Below are 21,270 nucleotides of genomic sequence, written 5' to 3' on the forward strand. Positions count from 1 at the left end.
CCTCACAAAAATTAGTATGCTCAAATCAGAGCTTTTCATTTAGGTAAACAATGGTGAACAACTTGAATTATTTTATATTTAACAAATCTGACAAATATACTCCGATACCGTCTTCCTCATTCGTAAGGGTCACTTCATTAGCAATATTTTTGACTTTATCAATCGCATTTCCCATTGCTACACCACGACCAGCATAATCAAGCATTTCTAAATCATTATCTTCATCACCAAAAGCAATAATTCTTTCAGGTGGAATGTTAAAGTATTCTGAAGCCTTTTTTAATCCAACTGCCTTGCTTAAACCTATTTTGATAATTTCAATTACATGCCATGGTGCCGCCCAACTGCGATGATCTATCACCTCAGCGTGGAGGTCTGACAAATGTTGACGGATTTGCTTTAATTCATCTTCCTCCGTATGGATTAACAAACTAGTTGGGGAGTCTTTTAAATAATTTCGCAAATCACCCGTCGTTACATTTGGATTCCCCATACCGAATATATCTAACAGTTTTTCGTCATGATAGTGGAAGTAAACATCATCAATGACTTCAGCAATAATATTATGGAAGTTAAATGAACGGCAAGCTTCTACAATATCTTTAGCTACTTTTAAATCCAGAGGATCATGATAAAATCCCCAGCTTGAATCGAGTGGGTGATGCATAAAGGCACCATTAAAATTCACAATGGGAGTGTCAAGCTTAAGTTCGTGGTAATAAGGTTCACTCGAACGATAGGGTCTTCCTGTTGCAATCATTACCACGTGACCATGTTCTCGAGCTTTACTTAAAACGCTTTTCGTTTTCTCAGAAATCGTTTTATCATCTTTTAATAAAGTTCCATCTAAGTCCAATGCAATTAAATGTTTTTCTGCCATATTGACTCCTCTTAAATTGTTTTTTAATTTCATAAGTCTAAGCTTTAGATAATTAACATATGAAATGTTACACTACAACTATGAATTTTCTTTTATTGGCGGAAAATCAAATTTGTATAACTCCTATGTTAACAATTTTATACCATACCTGTAAAAAAATTCACTTCATAGGAATTAGATTGTCGATATAATTATTTTGTCCAGGGGGTTCTTCCTAAGTGATTACCGTAGAAAAAAGTTTGCTGAAAAATAATCCTCATCTACATATAGTAAACAAGAGTGAACAACAAAAAAAGCTTCCGTTCATCATTTTTAATCATGGATTTACCAGTGCAAAGGAGCACAATCTTCATTACGCCTATTTATTAGCGGAAAAGGGATTTCGGGTCATCTTACCAGAGGCGATATACCATGGTGAAAGAGGGCAAGGCATAGAGGAGAAAAATCTATACAGTCATTTTTGGGAAATTGTCATTAAGTCTATCCATGAATTAAATGATTATAAGGAATACTATGTTAATGAAGGATTAGCTGACGAGGAGCAAATTGGACTTGCTGGAACTTCAATGGGCGGTATTGTGACCTTGGGTGCTCTAACTAAATATAAATGGGTTAAAGCTGCGGTCAGTTTAATGGGGATGCCTGCCTATGAGGAATATTTACATTGGCAATTAGAACAAATGAAAAGCATTGGCATTAGTCTTTCTTTTACAGATGAGCAGATTGAAGAGCAATTATCGTTCATTCGTCCATTCGATTTAAGTCTTCAACCAGAAAGGCTGGAAAATCGGCCGTTATTATTTTGGCATGGACAAAAGGACCCAATCGTACCCTTTCACTTAACGTATCAATTTTATCAATCGATAAAGGATAATTATGAGAAGACACCAGCTAATCTTCACTTTATAAGTGATGCACAAGCTGATCACAAAGTTAGCAGAGAAGGTTTAAAAGCCACTGTTGAATGGTTTGAGAAACATTTATTAAAATAAAAGGAGTGTTTTATAAATGAATGAAGAATTAAAAGAAAATATCATGGGTGCATTAGAATTGGTAATAGATCCAGAATTAGGTGTCGATATTGTAAATTTAGGTTTAGTATATGATGCTGAGATGGATGATGAAGGAAACGTAACGATTACGATGACGTTAACTTCAATGGGCTGCCCGCTTGCTGGAACAATCGTTGACCAAGTAAAAAGAGCATTAGCAGATATTCCTGAAGTAAAAGAGGTCGAGGTTAATATCGTGTTTAACCCGCCATGGAACAAGGAAATGATGTCCCGCTATGCAAAAATAGCTTTAGGAATTCGTTAAGAAAAATGAAAAATAAAATAATTTTAGTTAGTTCTAACCAACTAGGCCGGGGAGATCAACAATTAGGTGAAAACATTCTTGAAACCTATTTCACCATAATGAAGCAAAGAGAAGAACTTCCTTCTGCTGTATTTTGTATGAACAGTGGAGTGCTGACCATGACTGAAGATTCCTTCGTTTCTGTTCACTTGAAAGAAATGGAAGATAAAGGTGTGGAGATTTTAGCATGCAAAACCTGTGTTGACCATTATAAAGTGGAAGAAAAATTAACAGTAGGCAAAATTAGCGGCATGGCTGATTTTATTGAGTTATCAGCTAAATATGAAGTAATAACGATATCTTAAACAGCAGATTTTCTGCTGTTTTTTATATTGTCTAGCTGCAGCGCCTAGTGGCTCGGGGTCATAAGTCAAGCCGTCAAGAAGGTTAAAGAACAACCTTCTTGACGGCTCGCCTTATGCCTGTCGCCACTGACCAAGGCACTTGTGCTTTTCGTTGGTCTTTCACAAAAAGGACATATTATTTTGGATGGAATGTGAGGTAGTTCACTTATCCATAGTGGAATCCCCTATATAATACAGGTAATAAGGCTGTTTGGTTTTGTTGAAATGGCCGTTTTAGGAGGCGTTTCATATGGCTTTTGGCCGGGATTTTAATAAAGATCCATTTATCGTAATTTGGGAACTTACACGTGCATGTCAACTTGCTTGTTTACATTGCCGTGCAGAGGCTCAATTAAAAAGAGACCCACGCGAACTATCATTCGAAGAAGGTAAGAACTTAATTGATCAAATATACGAAATGAATAATCCGATGCTTGTATTTACGGGTGGGGACCCATTAATGAGACAGGATGTTTTTGATATTGCAAAATATGCAGTTGAAAAAGGCGTTAGAGTTTCCATGACACCAAGTGCGACGCCAAATGTTACAAAAGAAGCAATTGAAAAGGCAAAAGAAGTTGGTCTTTCACGCTGGGCGTTTAGTATTGATGGGCCAACAGCTGAGGTTCACGACCACTTCCGTGGAACAGCGGGATCTTTTGACCTCACAATGGAAAGAATTAAATACTTACATGAACTCGAAATTCCAATTCAAATCAACACGGTAATATCAAGATATAATATTGAGTACCTAGATGAAATGGCAAAAATGGTTGAGGATTTAGGCTGTGTACTTTGGAGTGTGTTTTTCCTTGTCCCAACAGGCAGAGGTCAAGAATCTGATATGATCTCACCTGTAGAACATGAAAAAGTATTTAGATGGCTATATGACCTAAGTAAGCGTGTTTCCTTTGATATTAAGACAACTGCAGCTCAGCATTACCGCCGTGTTGTTATTCAGCAGAAGATGCGTGAAGCGAAAGACCAGACTGAGGAAATTAATTATTTAAGTGCTTTAACAGAACAGGGGTTAACAGGATCGATTGACGGACTTGGGCGAGCACCTAAAGGAGTGAATGACGGAAATGGATTTGTCTTCATTTCACATATAGGAGATGTATACCCAAGCGGCTTATTACCTGTCAAAGCAGGAAATGTACGTGAAACGCCGTTAGCGGAGATTTATCGCGAGTCACCAATTTTTAAATCAATAAGAAATCCGGATCTTTATAAAGGAAAATGTGGTGTCTGTGAATTCCGCCATGTATGCGGCGGTTCAAGGTCTAGAGCCTACGCAATGACCGGAGATTACCTAGAAAGCGAACCATTCTGTGTTTATATACCAAAAGCAATGAGAGAAAAGCAGGTTCAATCATAATCAAAAAGATGGAAGCAATCATTCGTGATTGCTTCCATCTTTTATTCAATGCTGCAATATACGGCTGGACAATTTTCACAGCCAATTTCATCTTTTAAATATTGAAGATCTAAAATAGAAATCTTTCCTTTTTTAATACTGATTTTTTTATCTTTTTTCAATTCACTTAGGATACGGTTTGTACTCTCTCTTGAAGTTCCACAAAAGTTTGCAAGTTCCTGGTTCGTTAATGGTAAATCAATTAATATTTCATTTTCTTTATGAATACCATAGCTATTAGACATCCGAATTAATGTTGAAAAAAGCGCTCCCCGTTTACCATTTAAAACAAGATCTCGAAACTTAGTCTGGGTTTTACGGAAATGGTCACTCATCCATTTCATAAACTCAAACGCAAGCTTACTATTTTGGAATATTTCACTCTCGATGACATCTTTTTTGATAGCGACTATTTCACCTTCCTCTAGAACTCTGGCACTTAGTAAATACCTTGGATTGTCCGTAAAAAGCGTTAACTCTCCACAAATATCGTTCTCACCACATATTCTTAAAGAGAGTTCGCGTCCATCTGAGGTTATTTTACTGATTTGAACTTTTCCAGAGATAATAATATAAAGTTCTTCTGCAAGCATACCTTCTTGAAATAAATAGGCTCCTCTTTCACTTCTAATTTTCCGATCGGCAAATCTAAGTAATTCTTTAATTTCTATGGAATGGGTTGGTTTTATTTTAGTCAACATGTATTCTCACCTCAAGGGTATTGTTTGGTCCTTATACTTCTATTTTCGTTAGTCTTATTTTAACGCAGGTTTTGAAGTTTTAACGGAGTAAACAATGACAATATAGTGAAAACTCTCTAATTTAATGTTCAACTGTTAATAAAATCTTCTATGATTGCATTAATAAATAGTAAAAGAAATGTTATGATAGTAAATAAAGTAACAGTATTTTTTATTAATCGTTGGTACACTTGCATTATATTATTCGTTTTTAAAATAATGGAGTTGATATGAATGGAAAAGACCATTATTAAAGATAAATTAGATCGCCCATTACGTGATTTAAGAATCTCAGTAATCGACCGTTGTAACTTCCGCTGTCAATATTGCATGCCAGCCGATCAATTTGGTGATGATTTTGAATTCTTGCCAAAAAGTGCGCTGCTGACATATGAGGAAATCGAGCGGATAGCAAAGGCTTTTATTAGTGTTGGTGTGGAAAAAATACGTCTAACTGGCGGTGAACCACTTCTTCGAAGAGATCTTCCGATATTGGTAGAAAAACTTTCAAAGATTGAGGGTTTAAAAGATATTGCGTTAACGACAAATGGAGTCCTTCTTCCTAAACTTGCTGATAAATTAAAAAAGGCTGGTCTTAAAAGAGTCAATATTAGCCTTGATACCTTAAATGATGAGTTGTTTGGAGAAATTAACGGTCGTGGTGTTGGTACACAGCCTGTTCTAGACGGGATTGAAGCAGCTAAGAAGGCTGGTCTCAAAATAAAAATCAATATGGTCGTTAAAAAAGGCCTCAACGATTCGGAAATCATCCCAATGGCTGATTTTTGTTTAAAGAATGGCTTGGAGCTTCGTTTTATTGAGTATATGGATGTAGGTTCATCTAATGGATGGAAAATGGATGATGTCATCACCAAAAAGCAAATTTATGTACTATTAAAAGAGCACTATCAATTAGAGTCTCTTGATCCAGCCTATTTTGGTGAAGTCGCAAAATTATATAATTACCAAAACACAGATGTGAATGTTGGATTTATTTCTTCTGTCTCAGAATCATTCTGCAGCAGCTGTACCCGATCTCGACTTTCTGCAAATGGACAAATTTTCACTTGTTTATTTAATGGGAATGGGCACGATATTCGAAACTTTATGAGAAACGGTGCTACAGATGATGAATTGAGAAACCGAATCTCTGGTATTTGGAACAATCGAAGCGACAGGTATTCAGATGAAAGAACAGAAGAAACAGCAAAGAACCGAAAGAAAATTGAAATGTCATATATAGGCGGCTAAACCTCTCTTTCCCAAAAGAGAGTTTTTTTTACATAGAGGCTGTGTTACAGATAACTATTGATTTTTGAACGCTGTTGATTTGCGCGGAAGGCGCAAGACTCCTCGAAAATGCTATCGCATTTTCTTCGTGCGTGGGCAGATTCGAGGAGGTAAATCAATGTCCTGCAGGAGGACGGGACAGGGGAGACCCCGCTCATCTCTTAGCGACGAGGAGTAGGAAGTAGGAAAAGCGGATGCGCCTTGTACAGCCCCGACAAGCGCTGGAGGGCCTGACGATGAAGTCGTTCTTTGACTTCAACGTTGGGACCGAAGTGACTCGAGGGGCTAGGCGCTGCAGCTAGACAGGCTTCCTGAACCGCCTGCGGAAAGCGAAGCGCCACGGAACAGGCAGAGACCGCCTGTCCCTGCGGTGATTATTCGATGAAGCATTCCTTAGTGGAGCACAAATCAACAGCCCAATTTAACACAGCCTACATAGAAAAAAAAGGCTGATTGCTCAGCCTCTTTAAACATCTAATTAATATATCTAGGGAACAAGATATTATTTTCTAAATGTACATGCATAAATGTTAGTCCTTCTAGTTCTTCTAATCGCTTGTATACTAATGTGTACGTTCCGCAAGCATCAACTGGAAGCGCATAGTCAGATGTAATCGCACGAATCTGTCTAAGTATTTCACCAGCATGATCATGTTCTTTTTCAAGCTCAACAATCATACTAATAGCTTCTTCACGATTTTCAACAGTTCCATCGGCAAGTTTTTTGATTAACGGAAATACAATTGCTTCTTCTTTAGCCATATGTTCCATTAATTCCTTTTTGAATTCATAAAATAGCTCATTAACCTTTAAAAGTTCTGGGTGACTGTCTCCATGAACACGAGAGACCTTAGTAACATAAGGGCTAAGCAGTGATAATTCCTCTTCAGATGTCCGGTGATAATGGTTGATAACATGATCAATAATGGTATTTGAATCGGATTTCGTCCAAACGTCTAGGTCCGTTTCAGTTGAACTGTACTTTTCAAATACTGCTTTTAATTCATCCATTAGTGCTTCTTCATTTAATCCATTTGCAGCAATAGCCTCGGATAGTGGAATATTGCCTCCGCAGCAAAAGTCAATTCGGAATTTCTTGAAAACGTCGCTCGTTTTTGGCAGTTCATTTACGATATCTTTAACCAATGTATTTGTAGAAAAAGGGAAAGTAATCATATTTTCCTCCTAATATTTTGTTTGTTGTTACTTATTTCTAACTTAAGGATAAGGTATTCCCTTGAAAAAATGGGTGACCTGAATCACACATTCAAAAGTATTTAATATTTTTTTGTTTTATAATGTGATGTTTGCTATATTAGAGACTTTTCGATAGGCTTATAATGAAATATGTATAAAAAATTTATTTATATAGTATTTGTTTCCTGCAGGAGCTGATGGAATTGTTAGAGAGAAGAAGACCAATCCCGATTGGGGAAGCGGTAAAAAAAATAATGGAATTTCAGTTAAGTGGTAAAACAGAATTTGTATCAATCGATGAAAGTTATGGACGGTTTTTATCAGAAGACTTAATCGCAACGAGTGATGTCCCTCATTTTGATCGAGCACCTTATGATGGTTTCGCTGTCCGTTCTATAGATACTAAGGAAGCTTCTATAACTAATCCTGTAGAATTTAAAGTTGTCGACCATCTTGGTGCGGGAATGACATCTACTAAGACAATTAAAGAATATGAAGCCGTTCGAATTATGACCGGAGCGATGATGCCTGAGGGTACAGATGCAGTTGTCATGTTTGAAGTTGCGAAAGACTATGACAAAAATGGGACACCATATATGTCGATAAAACGAAGCTTTAATAAGGGGGATAATGTATCCTTTCGAGGAGAAGATGCCAAAGAAGGTGAAGTCCTGGTAAAAAAGGGAACATTAATAAACCCTGGTGTTCAAGCAATGCTGGCTACGTTTGGCTACAACTTAGTGCCTGTTGCTAAAAAACCGATTATTGGGTTGTTTGCGACTGGAACGGAATTGCTGGAAGTGGATGAGGATTTGGTGCCTGGTAAAATCCGAAATAGTAATTCACATATGATAGCGGCTCAAATTCAAAGAACTGGGGCAATCGTTCATTATTATGGTAAGCTTCCTGATGTATTTGATACTTGTTTTACAGCAGTAAAAGGGGCTTTAGAAAAAGTAGATATACTCGTCACAACGGGTGGCGTTTCTGTTGGTGATTTTGATTATCTCCCTGCGATCTATGAAAAGCTTGGTGCTGAGGTGTTATTTAATAAAGTAGCAATGAGACCGGGAAGTGTAACAACAGTTGCTCAATTTCAAGGAAAACTACTGTTTGGTTTATCAGGTAATCCTTCTGCCTGTTATGTGGGGTTTGAGTTATTTACTCGACCAATTATTCGGACAATGCTGTTTGCTACTAGACCACATCTAAGAAAAGAAAAAGCGGTTCTGGAGGTTGACTTTCCAAAAGCTAACCCATTCACAAGATTTGTCCGCAGTGCATTTTCTGTGAAAAATGGCAGATTAAGTGCGACACCGAGTGGTTTAGATAAGTCCAATATTATCATGAGTCTTTCAGGAGCTAATTCCCTAATGATTCTTCCAGGAGGTACTAGAAGCTTTCAAGCTGGAGATGAGGTTGATATCCTGTTGCTTGAAGACCAAGATGGCAGTGAATGGCCTTGGTAAAACCAATCATTTATCAAGTAGCAGGATACCAAAATAGTGGTAAAACCACTTTTATATTAAAACTAATTGAGGCATTAAAAAATGAGGGAATAAAAAGTGTCACCATTAAGCATCATGGACATGGCGGAAGACCAGATGTTCTTCCTCAAAAGGACTCATCCCGGCATCTAGAAGCGGGAGCACTTGCTGCATTGGTTGAAGGCGATGGGAGACTAGTCCTGCAAGCAGATGAATCCTTTTTGTCTCTGGATGAACAAATTAGATTTATGGATTTTTTTCACCCAGATATTATCTTAATTGAGGGTCATAAGAAACAATCGTACCCAAAATTACTTATTCTTAGAAACGAGAACGACCTTTCACTGATTACTTGTATAACGAATATTAAAGCAGTCATTGTCTGGACTCATGCTTTAATAGAAGTGGTCAAAGAACATTTGACGGTTCCAGTTTTTCATATACTTGAGGAAAGTGCAGTGACAGAGATTTCAAAAGAATTAATAAAACTTATTCATAAAGTAGAAGAAAATGGTAAATAAAAAAATCGGTCGATAAGACCGATTTTTTATTTTAATCTATTTTACAAATTTCTGTAGAACAGTCCTCACAATCAATTTCATTCTTTAGATAATCCAAATCATGAATGGTGATAGACCCTTTATCGATCGATATGATACCAGCTTTTCTTAAATCACTAAGCAAACGATTGACTACTTCCCGTGATGTTCCACAAAAATTAGCCAATTCTTGATTGGTTAATGGTAATTCAATAAGAATTCCTTGATTTGTTTTTATACCATAACTATTGGTAATTCGAATGAGTGTTGAATACAGTGCACCTTTCTTACCATGCAGAACAAGGTCTCTAAATCTTGTTTGTGTTTTCCGATATTGCTGACTCATCCATTTCATAAATTCAAGCGAGAGTTCATTGTTGTTTGCAAGCTTCTCCTCAAGAACATCCTTCAGAATAACAGCTACTTCGCCGCTTTCAGCAACCCGTGCACTTAATAAATACTTTGGTGCGGGGGAAAATAAATCAAGTTCTCCAATGAAGTCTCCTCTTGAACACATTCTAAGTGTTAGTTCGCGCCCATCTGGGATAATCTTGCTGATTTGAATAATCCCACTTTGGACAATATATAATTCATTTGCTGTGGAACCTTCCTGGAACAGAAAAGTGCCTTTTTCAATTTTCTTCATATGGTGAACCGTATCAAACAGTTGTGTTAACTTTACAGGTATTTCTTTTATTGACTGCATAAGTATTACCACCTTTAAAGGGGCGAACTGAATCGCTAATTTGCTTTCCTAAATAAATGACAGTCAAGTTTTCATTTACTAGATAATACTATAATTATATTGTTAACAAAGCTTATATATCAATAATTGTGGCATAAATTCATACAATCGTCAAAATTAGTACTCTTCATGGAAGAGCAGTTCCATCCATTACATAATAATTCCTTTAATGACCCTGGATTAAATGGAAATAATAAAGATGTACATGAAAAGGAGGGACAAATATGGGTCAGAATCGTCAGTTTAAATCAGGACAAAAAGCACCAAATAATGGTGTGTATATAGAAATTGGTGACACAGGGGATAATGTTAACAATCCAAAGAAAATAAAACTTAAAGCAGGAGACAGATTTCCTGAAACATCAAACGACGAACGCATTTGGACTTACCAACGTAAACCTTAAACTAATCGAAAGGCTGTGTTAAAGGTAAATGTTGATTTTAGAACTATGTTGATTTGTGCGGAAAGCGAAGCGCCTCGTGACAGGCAGAGACGGCCTGTCACTGCGGTGATTATTCCAAGAAGCTTTCCTTAGTGGAGCACAAATTAACAGCCTCATTTAACACAGCCATTCAAAAAAGTCATCCCCTGCGGATGGCTTTTATTTTATATTTGATTACATATTCGTATATAATAAACTTATAAAGGTCAAGAATGGTCAAAGGAGTGGAAATAATGGATTTAAATCGTATGACAGATCGGTTGCAAAAGGGAATTATCGATGCCCAGTCCTTAGCTATAAAAAGCAGCCATCAAGAGGTAGATGAACTTCATTTATTCATAACACTTCTTCGTCAAGAGGAGAGTTTATTAAAAGCTATACTTGAAAAAGCAGATATCCGAACTGACAGCGTAGAAAAGGCATTACTTAACGCCCTTAATAAAAAGCCACAGGTTACAGGGAGCGGTGCAGAGAACGGAAAGCTTTATATTACTTCCAAGCTGCAACGACTTTTTGTTACTGCAGAGGAATTTGCTTCGAAGTTTTCTGATGTCTTTATTTCTATCGAACATATTTTATTAGCTGCTTGCTACGATAAAGATTCCGAAATGGGGAAAATAGTAAAATCAAATGAAAAAACAGCGGAATACATCCTGTCCGCAATTAAGGAGATAAGGGGGAACCAAAGAGTGACATCACAAAATCCCGAAGCAGTCTACGATGCGCTTAATAAATATGGAAGAGACCTTGTAGCCGAAGTAATGGCAGGCAAACTGGATCCTGTTATTGGAAGGGACGCAGAAATACGTCATGTTATCAGAATATTGTCTAGGAAGACAAAAAATAATCCTGTTTTGATTGGGGAGCCAGGAGTGGGAAAAACAGCCATTGTTGAGGGGCTTGCCCAGCGAATTGTCAGAAAAGATGTTCCAGAGGGGTTAAAGGATAAAACCATATTTTCATTAGATATGAGTGCACTTATTGCAGGGGCAAAGTTTAGAGGTGAATTTGAGGAAAGATTAAAAGCAGTATTGAATGAGGTTAAAAAAAGTGAAGGACAAATACTGTTATTCATTGATGAGCTGCACACCATAGTTGGAGCAGGAAAAACGGATGGGGCTATGGACGCTGGGAACATGCTAAAACCGATGTTAGCTCGTGGTGAGCTTCATTGTATTGGGGCAACCACCCTTGATGAACACCGAAAATATATTGAAAAAGACCCTGCGCTCGAACGGAGATTTCAACAAGTACTTGTTCAAGAACCTAATGTGGAAGACACAATCTCCATTTTACGTGGTTTAAAAGAAAGATTCGAGGTTCACCACGGCGTCAAAATCCATGACCATGCACTCGTTGCAGCAGCTACATTATCAGACAGGTATATAACCGACCGCTTTCTGCCAGATAAAGCGATAGATTTAGTAGATGAGGCATGTGCATTAATCAGGACTGAGATTGATTCGATGCCAACAGAACTCGATGAGGTAACGCGCAGAGTGATGCAGTTGGAAATAGAAGAGGCAGCCCTAAGGAAAGAGCAGGATGACGCTAGTAAAAAAAGACTTGAGTCTCTTTTAAAGGAACTTGCAGAGTTAAAGGATCAAGCAAACAGCATGAAAGCCCAATGGCTGCATGAAAAACAAGGAATACAAAGATTGCAGGAAAAAAGGGAACAACTTGAGAAACTTCGAAGAGAATTACAGCAGGCTGAGGATAAATATGATTTAAACCGTGCGGCTGAGCTTCGTCATGGTCAGATTCCTTTGGCAGAAAAAGAATTATTGGCGCTTGAAGCAGCCACATCAAATAATGAGCGGCTGCTTCGCGAGGAAGTTACTGGCGAAGAGATATCGAATATCGTATCAAGATGGACAGGAATCCCGCTTTCGAAATTGGTAGAAGGAGAAAGGGAGAAACTTCTTCGATTAGAATCCATATTACATGAAAGAGTAATTGGACAAAATGAAGCGGTACAATTGGTTTCAGATGCAGTTTTACGGGCACGTGCGGGCATTAAGGACCCGAACAGACCGATAGGGTCATTTCTCTTCTTAGGTCCAACAGGTGTTGGGAAGACAGAGCTTGCTAAAGCCCTTGCTGAAGCTTTGTTTGATAGCGAAGAGCAGATAATTAGAATAGATATGTCTGAATACATGGAAAAACATGCTGTCTCAAGGCTAATCGGAGCACCTCCTGGGTATGTAGGGTACGAAGAGGGTGGACAGCTGACTGAAGCGGTCAGAAGAAGACCTTATTCCGTTATCCTCATGGATGAGATTGAAAAAGCTCACCCAGAAGTATTTAACATTCTCTTACAGGCACTTGATGATGGAAGAATAACAGATTCACAAGGAAGAACAGTGGATTTTAAAAATACCGTCATCATCATGACCTCCAATATTGGATCTCATTTTCTTCTGGAACGAAATGAAAATGAAGTTGAAATATCTGAGGGAACTAGGGAAAAGGTTATTTCTCAATTAAAAAGTCATTTTCGGCCAGAATTTCTAAATAGGGTAGATGAAACCATCCTATTTAAACCTTTATCGTTAACTGAAATAAAGGTTATAGTAGTCAAAATGATGAAGGAACTCCAAAGCAGGTTAAAGGAACAGGATATCGAAATAACGATTTCTGACAGTGCCAAAGAGTTCATTGCTGTAAATGGCTTTGATCCTATCTATGGAGCAAGACCATTAAAGCGTTTTATCCAAAGGAATATCGAAACAAAACTCGCACGGGCCATCATAGCTGGGAAAGTTATTGATCATTCGGTGGTAAGTGTAACAATTGAAAATGGAGAATTAACGATATCCATTGGATAAGAAAAAAAGGTCATCCGGAATATGGATGACCTTTTAATACTAATTAATGTTTCTCGACAGGTTCGTTTGGAAGTACAGCCGTTGCAATAACGATTAAAATGAAAACACCAACTGAAATAATTGCCCCTGACTTGAAGTCGAAAACTCCACCTTCTGTCATTGAACTAACTACATATGAAAGCATTTGCACTAAAACAAACGCCCAGAAAAAAGTCCAAAAGTATCGCACTATCTTTCACCTCTACCCTATTTATCATCTCTAATAATATTACCATATGCTTTTCAAATAATAAACGCAAAAATTGACAATCACCCATTAGCTTAAAATTTATGATAAAAACAGTGATGGTATCCGTTTTTGCTAGGCTATATTCCCTTTCATCTAATGTGAAATCACATACAATATTTTGAGGAAATATGTAAAAGGAGATTTAGCGATGGAGAACCGGAATTTTCAGATGGATACCCAGTGGAATATCATCCATTACCCTGGAAAGCCCACAGGTTTTGGAATTTTAATAATTGGAGATGAAAGACATTTTGTTGACGAAAGCAAATGCTTTTGGACTCAAAATGAAGGGAAACTGGCCATTATCAACCAATTGAAAGAATCAGGATATACTATTTTTTCCTCAAATTTGTATGGGCGAAACTGGGGAAGTGATCAAGCAGTAGACCTTGCACAAAGGCTGTATCAACAAGTTATAAGAAGTGAGATCCTTAATAATAAAGTACACCTAATAGCTGAGGGAATGGGCGCACTTGTTGCTGTGAAATTAATGGAAAAGATGAAGGGCCAATTAAGATCAGTGGTTTTATTGAATCCGATACTTTCCTTAAAAAAACATATTGAACTTGAAAAGGAACATAAGTTTTTTTACAAAAAGTTAGTGCGGGAAGTGACTGCTGCCCATAAGATAGATCCACTCTTGCTTGTAAAGGAACTAGAAAGTATGGATGATGAAGTGAAATTGCAATTTGGTGTACCAATAAAGATTATCCATGTTATGTCTAGTGGGAAATCATATAATCAATCAAAACAGTTACAACAATTACTTGCTAACACAGATATTAGCCCAACTTATATAGTACCTGAAAAAAAGCAGCAGCTTGGAAATATGATGAAAAAGTTTTTCAATCAGTTTGAGAAAGTACTATGACACTTCCTCCCCGGATGAGATATATTTCTGAATGAAGCCGCATAGGATTCAATAATGAAGCTCGGGGAGGCAGGAAGTGTAATGGACAAGGTCGTTATGGTCGGAGTATTTGACTTTGTGAACTTTCATGTATGCAAAGCATTACTGGATAAAGGTATAGAAGTTAAGGGAATACAAATTGAAACGGAAGACGATTATGAAATTCTAATTGAGAAAAGATTAGAAATCGGACGAAATGCTAACTTTTCTGAGGTTACATCAGGGGATATTTTAAATGGTTCATACGAAAACGAGACAATTGTACTCTCTGTTTACGACCTATATATGCGATATAAGGAAGAATACTTACTAAACGAAGATATGTTAATCAATTTAATTAGTAAGAACAAATGGGAACAAATTGTTATTCTTGCCCCTAGCCAAATGTTAGCCAATGTATTTGAATCAAAGGCTGAAATTGTCATAGATGATTTCATAAATAGGGCAAAATCTCAGAAACAAGATATCCATTTACTCTATTTGCCAACTTTATTTGGAACATGGCAGCCAGATACCTTTATGTTTCAAAACTCAATATTGACTGATATGAATAGAAAAAAACCGTTTCGGGGACTGCGGGAAGAGACAAATGACGCTATATTTGTTGATGATACAGTGAATTCTATAATAGAAATAATCGAAAACAAGCAGCCTGGACGATACTTACTCCAAAGCGGGAAGAGCAATCAATGGAATTTATGTGCTTCCTTCCTACGTATCAATGAACAAGCTTCAACCGAAAGAAAAGCGGAAACCATGGAAGATAATATAAACATAGTTCCTGTTAAAAATTCCGTTTCTATTGCAGAGGGATTGACGAAGCAAATTGACCATACTCACCGAATAAATAGCTAAAAAATTTAGGCTATGTTAAAGCTCATTATTGGTTTTGGCACTCTGTTGATTTGTGCGGAAGGCGCGAGACTCCTCGAAAATGCTATCGCATTTTCTTCGTGCGTGGGCGGATTCGAGGAAGTAATCCAATGTCCTGCAGGAGGACGGTACAGGGGAGACCCCGCAGGCGGCTTTAGCGCCGAGGAGGCTTCCCGAACCGCCTGCGGATAGCGAAGCGCCTCGTGACAGGCAGAGACGGCCTTTCACTGCGGAGATTATTCAAAGAAGCTTTCCTTAGTGGAGCGCAAATCAACAGCCATGTTTAACAGAGCCTAAATTTAAAAGCTGCCGTATATAACGGCAGCTTATTTTTTCTTCAAAAACCCTTGTACGAAAGGATAAACCATTTGAATTAATGGTTTTAAGTTTTGGGAGGAATCCCTCAATTTGCTTATATTTTCGATTATTGATTCAATATCTAGTGAGGATGAATTTGAATCAGGAACACTATGGTGATTGCCTCGTATACTCTCTCTTTTATCACCAAACATCATTCTTGAAAAGCGGTCATCCCGATGACTTTCTTTTCCCATATTTAAGCCCCTCCTTGTTGTAATCATTCTCCTTTTAGATTATGAAGTTTATGAACAAATGGTATGGACAAAAGCAGGGGCTGGTGAATTAAATGTTGCTTAAATACACTTTTATTTGATAAAATTAGTACCAAGTCATAATAATTGATAATAATTAAAGATGAATTATATAAGGAGATGATTCCTTGAACGCTGGAATTGTTGGTATTGGAAGGTATTTACCAGAAAAGATAGTAACAAATGCAGATTTAGAGAAAGTTATGGATACATCAGATGAATGGATTCGGACTCGAACAGGCATTGAAGAACGCCGTATCGCAGATGATAATACAAAAACTTCTGATATGGGGCTTGCAGCTGCACAAAAGGCAATTGAAGATGCAGGAATCACACCGGAAGATATCGATTTAATTTTGGTCGCAACCGTAACGCCAGATCAGCCATTCCCTTCCGTTGCATGTATGCTTCAAGAACGGTTAGGTGCGAAAAAGGCTGCAGCGATGGACGTTAGTGCAGCCTGTGCAGGTTTTATGTACGGTATTATTACCGGAAAGCAGTTTGTTGAATCAGGAGCGTATAAGTATGTTCTAGTAGTGGGTGTTGAAAAACTTTCAAAGATAACCGACTGGAATGACCGAAACACTGCAGTACTATTTGGAGATGGTGCTGGTGCTGTTATCGTTGGAGAGGTTTCTGAAGGTAGAGGAATTCTTTCGTTTGAACTGGGTGCAGATGGTACTGGTTCTAAGCATCTTTATCAAGATGAGTATATTATTATGAATGGACGGGAAGTCTTTAAATTTGCGGTGCGCCAGATGGGGGAAAGTTGTGTTCATGTTCTCGAAAAGGCTGGACTGACAAAAGATGATGTTGATTTCTTAATCCCTCACCAAGCCAATATCCGGATTATGGAGGCCTCTAGACAAAGGCTGGAGCTGCCGGTTGAAAAAATGTCAAAGACAGTTCATAAATACGGAAATACTTCGTCTGCGTCTATTCCGATTTCTCTCGTTGAGGAAATAGAGGCTGGAAAAATCAAAGACGATGATCTTATTGTTATGGTTGGTTTTGGCGGCGGTTTAACATGGGGTGCAATCGCGTTTAGATGGGGAAAATAGAAGGAAATTACTTGATATACATTGAAGTGTAATAAAGGAGATGTCTCGATGGAAAAGCGCAGGGTTGTAGTTACAGGTTTAGGAGCGGTTACTCCGCTTGGAAACGATGTTGAAACAACATGGAAAGGGATTATTGAAGGAAAGTCTGGCATTGGACCTTTAACAAGAGTGAATGCTGATGAGTATCCTTCAAAGGTTGCAGCACAGATTAATGACTTCAATCCGGAAACCTTTATGGATAGAAAAGACGCAAGAAAAATGGATCGTTTTACTCAGTATGCGGTTGCATCAGCACTGATGGCTGTTGAAGATGCAAAACTAACGATTACTGATGAAAATGCGGACCGTATTGGAGTGTGGATTGGTTCCGGGATTGGTGGAATGGAAACATTTGAAGAACAATACGAAATCTTTCAAAAAAGAGGATACCGGAGGGTAAGTCCATTCTTTGTTCCGATGCTAATTCCGGACATGGCAACTGGTCAAGTTTCAATCAGATTAGGTGCAAAAGGATTTAATTCCTGTACGGTAACAGCATGTGCAACAGGAACGAATTCAATTGGTGACGCCTTTAAAGTCATTCAGCGTGGTGACGCTATTGCCATGATTACTGGTGGAGCAGAAGCGCCGATTACAAAAATGTCAGTAGCTGGCTTCTGTGCGAATACAGCTCTTTCAACAAATCCAGATCCTAAGAGTGCTAGCAGACCATTTGATAAAAATCGTGATGGCTTTGTTATCGGTGAGGGTGCTGGTATCATTGTTCTTGAAGAATTAGAACACGCATTAGCCCGTGGTGCAAAAATATATGCTGAGATTGTTGGCTATGGTGCAACTGGTGACGCATATCATATAACAGCACCAGCCCCTGGGGGTGAAGGCGGTGCGCGCGCGATGAAAATGGCGATTAATGATGCCGGACTAAATATTGAAGAGATCGATTATATTAATGCTCATGGTACTAGTACTGAGTATAACGATAAATTTGAGACACTTGCAGTGAAAGAAGTATTTGGAGTCCATGCATACAATTTGGCCATTAGTTCAACCAAATCAATGACAGGACATCTTCTTGGAGCAGCAGGTGGTGTTGAAGCGATCTTTACTGTACTTGCTATGAAAGAGAGCATTCTTCCTCCAACTATTAATTATGAGACAGCAGACCCAGAATGTGATTTAGATTATGTCCCAAATAAGGCACGTCAAAAAGAAATAAAAGCAGCAATGAGCAATTCTCTAGGCTTTGGCGGTCACAATGCAACGATAGTCTTCAAAAAATATGAAAAATAAGCAGCCTGACCAGGAAAACCCCTGGTCGGGTTTTTTTCTTTTATAAGGACAACCAACCCGAACCACTTTTCATATCATTCATAAAATGTAAAAAAAGGTATGGAGTGAGGAAATGGGTATCATTCGAACAGATAAATGGCTGGAGGAGGAGTTTGATCGTCCAACAAAAATATGCGAAAAGCTGCTCCCTGCTTTCAAAGGGCTTAGTGCTTCGAAAATTTATAATCAATTAATCGAATTTGGAATGTATCGGCCATCAAGAATGACCAAGGAAATTTTTACTTCGTTGAAAGAAAATAACATTTGGAAAGAAGTGGGATTTATTTTCCAGGATTATAAAAAGAAATGGGGAGGACCAGATATTCCCATCTATCTGTTTCCAATCGGCCAAGATAGAAGTTTATTTTCTAGACAAACAGAAAAGGTGAAGGGCGGAGTCTCCTATCCAGATAAAATGTTTTTATTTCTTTCGAACCGTATAACATCTAAAGAGTTAGAGGCACTATTTGTTCATGAATACCATCATATTTGCAGATTAAAAAAGCAATCTAAAAGATTCGAAGAGTATACCTTGCTGGATTCAATCATAATTGAAGGGCTTGCAGAATACTCTGTTTTAGTTCACTGTGGGAGAAACTATTTAGCGGATTGGTGTACGCTGTATACGGATACAGAATTAGAAAATTGGTGGGAAAATTATTTGCATGACAATTTGGATTTAAAAAAGGGTTCAAGAAAACACGATGATTTATTATTTGGAGAAGGAAGATTTCCTAAGTTACTCGGGTACGCAGCCGGTTTTAAAATTGTTGAAGATTATTATAAAGTTCATTCTTACTCTACAAAAATAACCTTTACACTACCAGCAAAGAAATATTTACTCACTGAAGATAACCAAACTAAAAAAGGCCGAAAAAAATAGGCTTTTTTTTTATACATTCCATCTCAGGAATAAATTAACTTATGTCTGCCCATACTGATTGACAAACAGTTTCTTGAAGTGAGGGGTTGTACAATGTTGTATCTTCATGATGTTTGGGTAAATTGGTTTGAAGGTGAAGAAAACGGATATAATGTGTGCCACTTTCATGAATGGCGCAAAGATGACGGTGTTGAGCTGTTAGACCAAGCTCCTTTGTTAAAAGTTGAACCGATTCTCTATAATTATATTGAGAACGATCTCTCAGAGTTACCTCAACAGCTTCTAGATGATATTTTTCAAAAGGCCTATTTAAGAAAAAACCATGAAAGAGTGCAACTCGAGTACTGCTTTGTGGTGACAGATGGAGTGGGGATATTAGCCGTCGATACAATTGGTTATTCGATACCAATTAGAAAGAGCAGGTTAATTCCAAGGCAAGAGCAGCTAGTGTATGAAATGATTGCAGCTCACGAAGCAAAACAATATCATTTCCAAAAGATTTCAGTGGATAAGGATTTTCATATTTTATCACCTGAGCCTGATTTGATGACTGGACTTACGCGAAAAGAGCGTCAGCTAAAACAGCTTTTATTTATGGCACTAGATCAATTACATACATCAAAGAATGAAGCAGAAGTTCGATATTGGTTTACTGAATGGTGTCCTGAGCGATATTCAGCCATTCAGGAATTGAATTTTGAAAGTGCTTGGCAGCAGTTGTTTGAGGAAACAAAATACGGTTGGTCAAGACGTCATGAGACATTTTGTGAAAACCTAATAAAAGGTCAGCCATTTTTTGAAAAGCTATGGGAAATGGAGCATGGACCGAAAGTAAATTAAAAACACGGCCGCGATTGATTCGCGGCCGTGCCTTTTTTATCTTCTCTTTCTTCCTAGTCCCATTGCATTTTCCATTTTCTTAAGGGTTTTGCTGGCAACTTGGTTTGCCTTTTCAGCACCTTCGTCTAAAATCCTGTCGAGTTCGCTGGATTCCATTAAGTTATTATATTTTTCTTGGATCGGTTTAAATACATTTACGACTACATCAGCTAAATCACCTTTGAAATCCCCATAGCCCTTGCCATGATACATTTCTTCAAGCTCTGGGATAGTCTTATTGCCTAGTATGGAATAAATAGATAGCAAATTAGATATTCCAGCCTTATTAATCTTATCAAATTTAACAATTCCCTCTGAGTCTGTTACAGCACTTTTGATTTTCTTCGTAATTTGGTTTGGTTCATCTAATGGGGTGATAAAAGCTTTCTTATTTGAATCAGATTTGCTCATTTTCTTTGTTGGCTCCTGCAGTGACATGATTCTCGCACCAACTTCAGGAAGACGAATATCTGGTATGGTTAAAATCTCCCCATATTTTTTATTGAATCTTTCCGCTAAGTCGCGCGTTAATTCCATATGCTGCTTCTGGTCGTCTCCAACAGGGACTAGATCGGTATTGTATAAGAGGATGTCAGCAGCCATTAATGGAGGGTAGGTTAGTAAACTTGCTGAAACCGCATCCTTACCAGCAGACTTATCCTTAAATTGAGTCATTCTCTCCAATTCACCAATATAGGAAATACATTGCATCAACCATCCTGCCTGCGCATGTGCTGGAACCTCTGACTGGATAAATAAGGTTGCCTTTTCTGGATCAATACCAACAGCCAGATACAGCGCAGCCAAACTGCGAATGTTTTTTCGAAGCTCCAAACGATCCTGTGGTACAGTTATCGCATGTTGATCGACGATGCAAAAGTAGCAGTTATAATCATTTTGCAATTCTATAAATTGCATCATAGCCCCAATATAATTTCCAATTGTAATCGTACCACTTGGCTGAATTCCTGAAAATATTGTTTTCATGACCGATTTCCTCCTAATATATATATAAATAAAAAAACCATTCGTCCCCACAACGATAGGGACGAATGGTTCGCGGTACCACCCTAAATTACTCAAAAGAGTCACTCATTTCCAGAACCATCCTGATGATAGTCTGGTATCCTTTTAACGCAAGGAAAACGTCTCTTCCTACTATTTCAATA

Annotated in this window: 22 protein-coding genes and 1 other annotated feature (1 of these 23 cut by a window edge); of the genes, 15 read left to right on the forward strand and 7 right to left on the reverse strand. The window is 37.9% G+C overall.

Annotation, left to right across the window (positions count from 1 at the left end; translation table 11 throughout):
- Positions 1-67: 67 nt before the first annotated feature.
- A complete protein-coding gene (locus QNH48_RS07805) occupies positions 68-880 on the reverse strand; it encodes a Cof-type HAD-IIB family hydrolase (protein ID WP_283954450.1) in 813 nt (270 codons plus the stop codon).
- Between the two features lie 218 nt (positions 881-1,098).
- Here QNH48_RS07805 and QNH48_RS07810 point away from each other — a divergent pair, with 218 nt between their 5' ends.
- The 4 genes from QNH48_RS07810 to QNH48_RS07825 all read left to right on the forward strand — a co-directional run bounded on the left by QNH48_RS07810 (position 1,099) and on the right by QNH48_RS07825 (position 3,958).
- Positions 1,099-1,872, forward strand: a complete 774-nt coding sequence (locus QNH48_RS07810) for a prolyl oligopeptidase family serine peptidase (RefSeq protein WP_283954451.1) — start codon at positions 1,099-1,101, stop codon at positions 1,870-1,872.
- Positions 1,873-1,888: 16 nt separating this feature from the next.
- Positions 1,889-2,197, forward strand: a complete 309-nt coding sequence (locus tag QNH48_RS07815; protein ID WP_095248602.1) for a metal-sulfur cluster assembly factor — start codon at positions 1,889-1,891, stop codon at positions 2,195-2,197.
- 5 nt (positions 2,198-2,202) lie between these two features.
- Positions 2,203-2,541 carry a DsrE family protein gene (locus QNH48_RS07820; protein ID WP_283954452.1) on the forward strand — a complete coding sequence of 113 codons (339 nt, stop codon included), beginning with the start codon at positions 2,203-2,205 and terminating at the stop codon, positions 2,539-2,541.
- A gap of 289 nt (positions 2,542-2,830) precedes the next feature.
- Positions 2,831-3,958, forward strand: coding sequence for a TIGR04053 family radical SAM/SPASM domain-containing protein (locus QNH48_RS07825; protein WP_283954453.1), 1,128 nt, complete (start codon positions 2,831-2,833; stop codon positions 3,956-3,958).
- Between the two features lie 41 nt (positions 3,959-3,999).
- On the opposite strand, the gene QNH48_RS07830 is transcribed toward QNH48_RS07825, so the two are convergent.
- Positions 4,000-4,698 carry a Crp/Fnr family transcriptional regulator gene (locus tag QNH48_RS07830; RefSeq protein ID WP_283954454.1) on the reverse strand — a complete coding sequence of 233 codons (699 nt, stop codon included), beginning with the start codon at positions 4,696-4,698 and terminating at the stop codon, positions 4,000-4,002.
- 273 nt (positions 4,699-4,971) lie between these two features.
- Here QNH48_RS07830 and moaA point away from each other — a divergent pair, with 273 nt between their 5' ends.
- Complete coding sequence (gene moaA / locus QNH48_RS07835) at positions 4,972-5,988, forward strand: GTP 3',8-cyclase MoaA (RefSeq protein WP_283954455.1); 1,017 nt, start codon at positions 4,972-4,974, stop codon at positions 5,986-5,988.
- Positions 5,989-6,501: 513 nt separating this feature from the next.
- Here the strand turns inward: moaA and ric are convergent.
- Complete coding sequence (ric, locus tag QNH48_RS07840; protein ID WP_349655122.1) at positions 6,502-7,203, reverse strand: iron-sulfur cluster repair di-iron protein; 702 nt, start codon at positions 7,201-7,203, stop codon at positions 6,502-6,504.
- A 224-nt stretch (positions 7,204-7,427) separates the two neighbouring features.
- On the opposite strand from ric, the gene QNH48_RS07845 reads away from it, so the two are divergent.
- Positions 7,428-8,693 (forward strand): molybdopterin molybdotransferase MoeA, encoded by a 1,266-nt coding sequence (locus QNH48_RS07845; RefSeq protein WP_283954456.1) that lies wholly within the window; start codon positions 7,428-7,430, stop codon positions 8,691-8,693.
- Positions 8,681-9,232 (forward strand): molybdopterin-guanine dinucleotide biosynthesis protein B, encoded by a 552-nt coding sequence (mobB, locus tag QNH48_RS07850; RefSeq protein ID WP_283954457.1) that lies wholly within the window; start codon positions 8,681-8,683, stop codon positions 9,230-9,232. The genes QNH48_RS07845 and mobB overlap by 13 nt, the downstream gene beginning before the upstream one ends.
- Positions 9,233-9,263: 31 nt before the next feature.
- Here the strand turns inward: mobB and QNH48_RS07855 are convergent, their stop codons facing one another.
- Positions 9,264-9,956, reverse strand: coding sequence for a Crp/Fnr family transcriptional regulator (locus tag QNH48_RS07855; protein WP_133371668.1), 693 nt, complete (start codon positions 9,954-9,956; stop codon positions 9,264-9,266).
- 263 nt (positions 9,957-10,219) lie between these two features.
- Here QNH48_RS07855 and QNH48_RS07860 point away from each other — a divergent pair, with 263 nt between their 5' ends.
- Both QNH48_RS07860 and clpB read left to right on the forward strand, forming a co-directional pair.
- The gene (locus QNH48_RS07860) at positions 10,220-10,399 is read left to right on the forward strand and encodes a YjzC family protein (protein ID WP_133371669.1); all 180 of its coding nucleotides are present in this window, start codon (positions 10,220-10,222) and stop codon (positions 10,397-10,399) included.
- 272 nt (positions 10,400-10,671) lie between these two features.
- Positions 10,672-13,266, forward strand: coding sequence for an ATP-dependent chaperone ClpB (gene clpB / locus QNH48_RS07865; protein ID WP_283954458.1), 2,595 nt, complete (start codon positions 10,672-10,674; stop codon positions 13,264-13,266).
- A 43-nt stretch (positions 13,267-13,309) separates the two neighbouring features.
- Here the strand turns inward: clpB and QNH48_RS07870 are convergent, their stop codons facing one another.
- Positions 13,310-13,495 (reverse strand): YjzD family protein, encoded by a 186-nt coding sequence (locus QNH48_RS07870; RefSeq protein ID WP_095249794.1) that lies wholly within the window; start codon positions 13,493-13,495, stop codon positions 13,310-13,312.
- A 208-nt stretch (positions 13,496-13,703) separates the two neighbouring features.
- On the opposite strand from QNH48_RS07870, the gene QNH48_RS07875 reads away from it, so the two are divergent.
- Positions 13,704-14,426, forward strand: a complete 723-nt coding sequence (locus tag QNH48_RS07875; RefSeq protein WP_133371671.1) for a lipase family protein — start codon at positions 13,704-13,706, stop codon at positions 14,424-14,426.
- Positions 14,427-14,507: 81 nt separating this feature from the next.
- On the forward strand, positions 14,508-15,320 hold the full coding sequence (locus tag QNH48_RS07880) for a hypothetical protein (protein ID WP_283954459.1): 813 nt from the start codon (positions 14,508-14,510) through the stop codon (positions 15,318-15,320).
- Positions 15,321-15,664: 344 nt separating this feature from the next.
- Here QNH48_RS07880 and QNH48_RS07885 read toward each other — a convergent pair whose 3' ends face one another.
- The gene (locus QNH48_RS07885; RefSeq protein WP_095249790.1) at positions 15,665-15,892 is read right to left on the reverse strand and encodes a hypothetical protein; all 228 of its coding nucleotides are present in this window, start codon (positions 15,890-15,892) and stop codon (positions 15,665-15,667) included.
- Between the two features lie 185 nt (positions 15,893-16,077).
- Here QNH48_RS07885 and QNH48_RS07890 point away from each other — a divergent pair, with 185 nt between their 5' ends.
- From QNH48_RS07890 to QNH48_RS07905, 4 genes are all read left to right on the forward strand, one after another.
- Complete coding sequence (locus QNH48_RS07890; RefSeq protein WP_283954460.1) at positions 16,078-17,010, forward strand: beta-ketoacyl-ACP synthase III; 933 nt, start codon at positions 16,078-16,080, stop codon at positions 17,008-17,010.
- 48 nt (positions 17,011-17,058) lie between these two features.
- A complete protein-coding gene (fabF, locus tag QNH48_RS07895; RefSeq protein ID WP_095249788.1) occupies positions 17,059-18,300 on the forward strand; it encodes a beta-ketoacyl-ACP synthase II in 1,242 nt (413 codons plus the stop codon).
- Between the two features lie 112 nt (positions 18,301-18,412).
- Positions 18,413-19,222, forward strand: a complete 810-nt coding sequence (locus tag QNH48_RS07900) for a DUF2268 domain-containing putative Zn-dependent protease (RefSeq protein ID WP_283954461.1) — start codon at positions 18,413-18,415, stop codon at positions 19,220-19,222.
- A gap of 93 nt (positions 19,223-19,315) precedes the next feature.
- Entirely contained in the window at positions 19,316-20,062 is a 747-nt protein-coding gene (locus QNH48_RS07905) for a YjbA family protein (protein ID WP_283954462.1), read from the forward strand.
- 36 nt (positions 20,063-20,098) lie between these two features.
- Here QNH48_RS07905 and trpS read toward each other — a convergent pair whose 3' ends face one another.
- A complete protein-coding gene (gene trpS / locus QNH48_RS07910; protein ID WP_095249785.1) occupies positions 20,099-21,088 on the reverse strand; it encodes a tryptophan--tRNA ligase in 990 nt (329 codons plus the stop codon).
- A gap of 54 nt (positions 21,089-21,142) precedes the next feature.
- Positions 21,143-21,270, reverse strand: a binding site (T-box leader) (it continues 116 nt past the right edge of the window).

It is taken from the genome of Neobacillus sp. YX16, assembly GCF_030123505.1.
Taxonomy (GTDB): domain Bacteria; phylum Bacillota; class Bacilli; order Bacillales; family Cytobacillaceae; genus Neobacillus.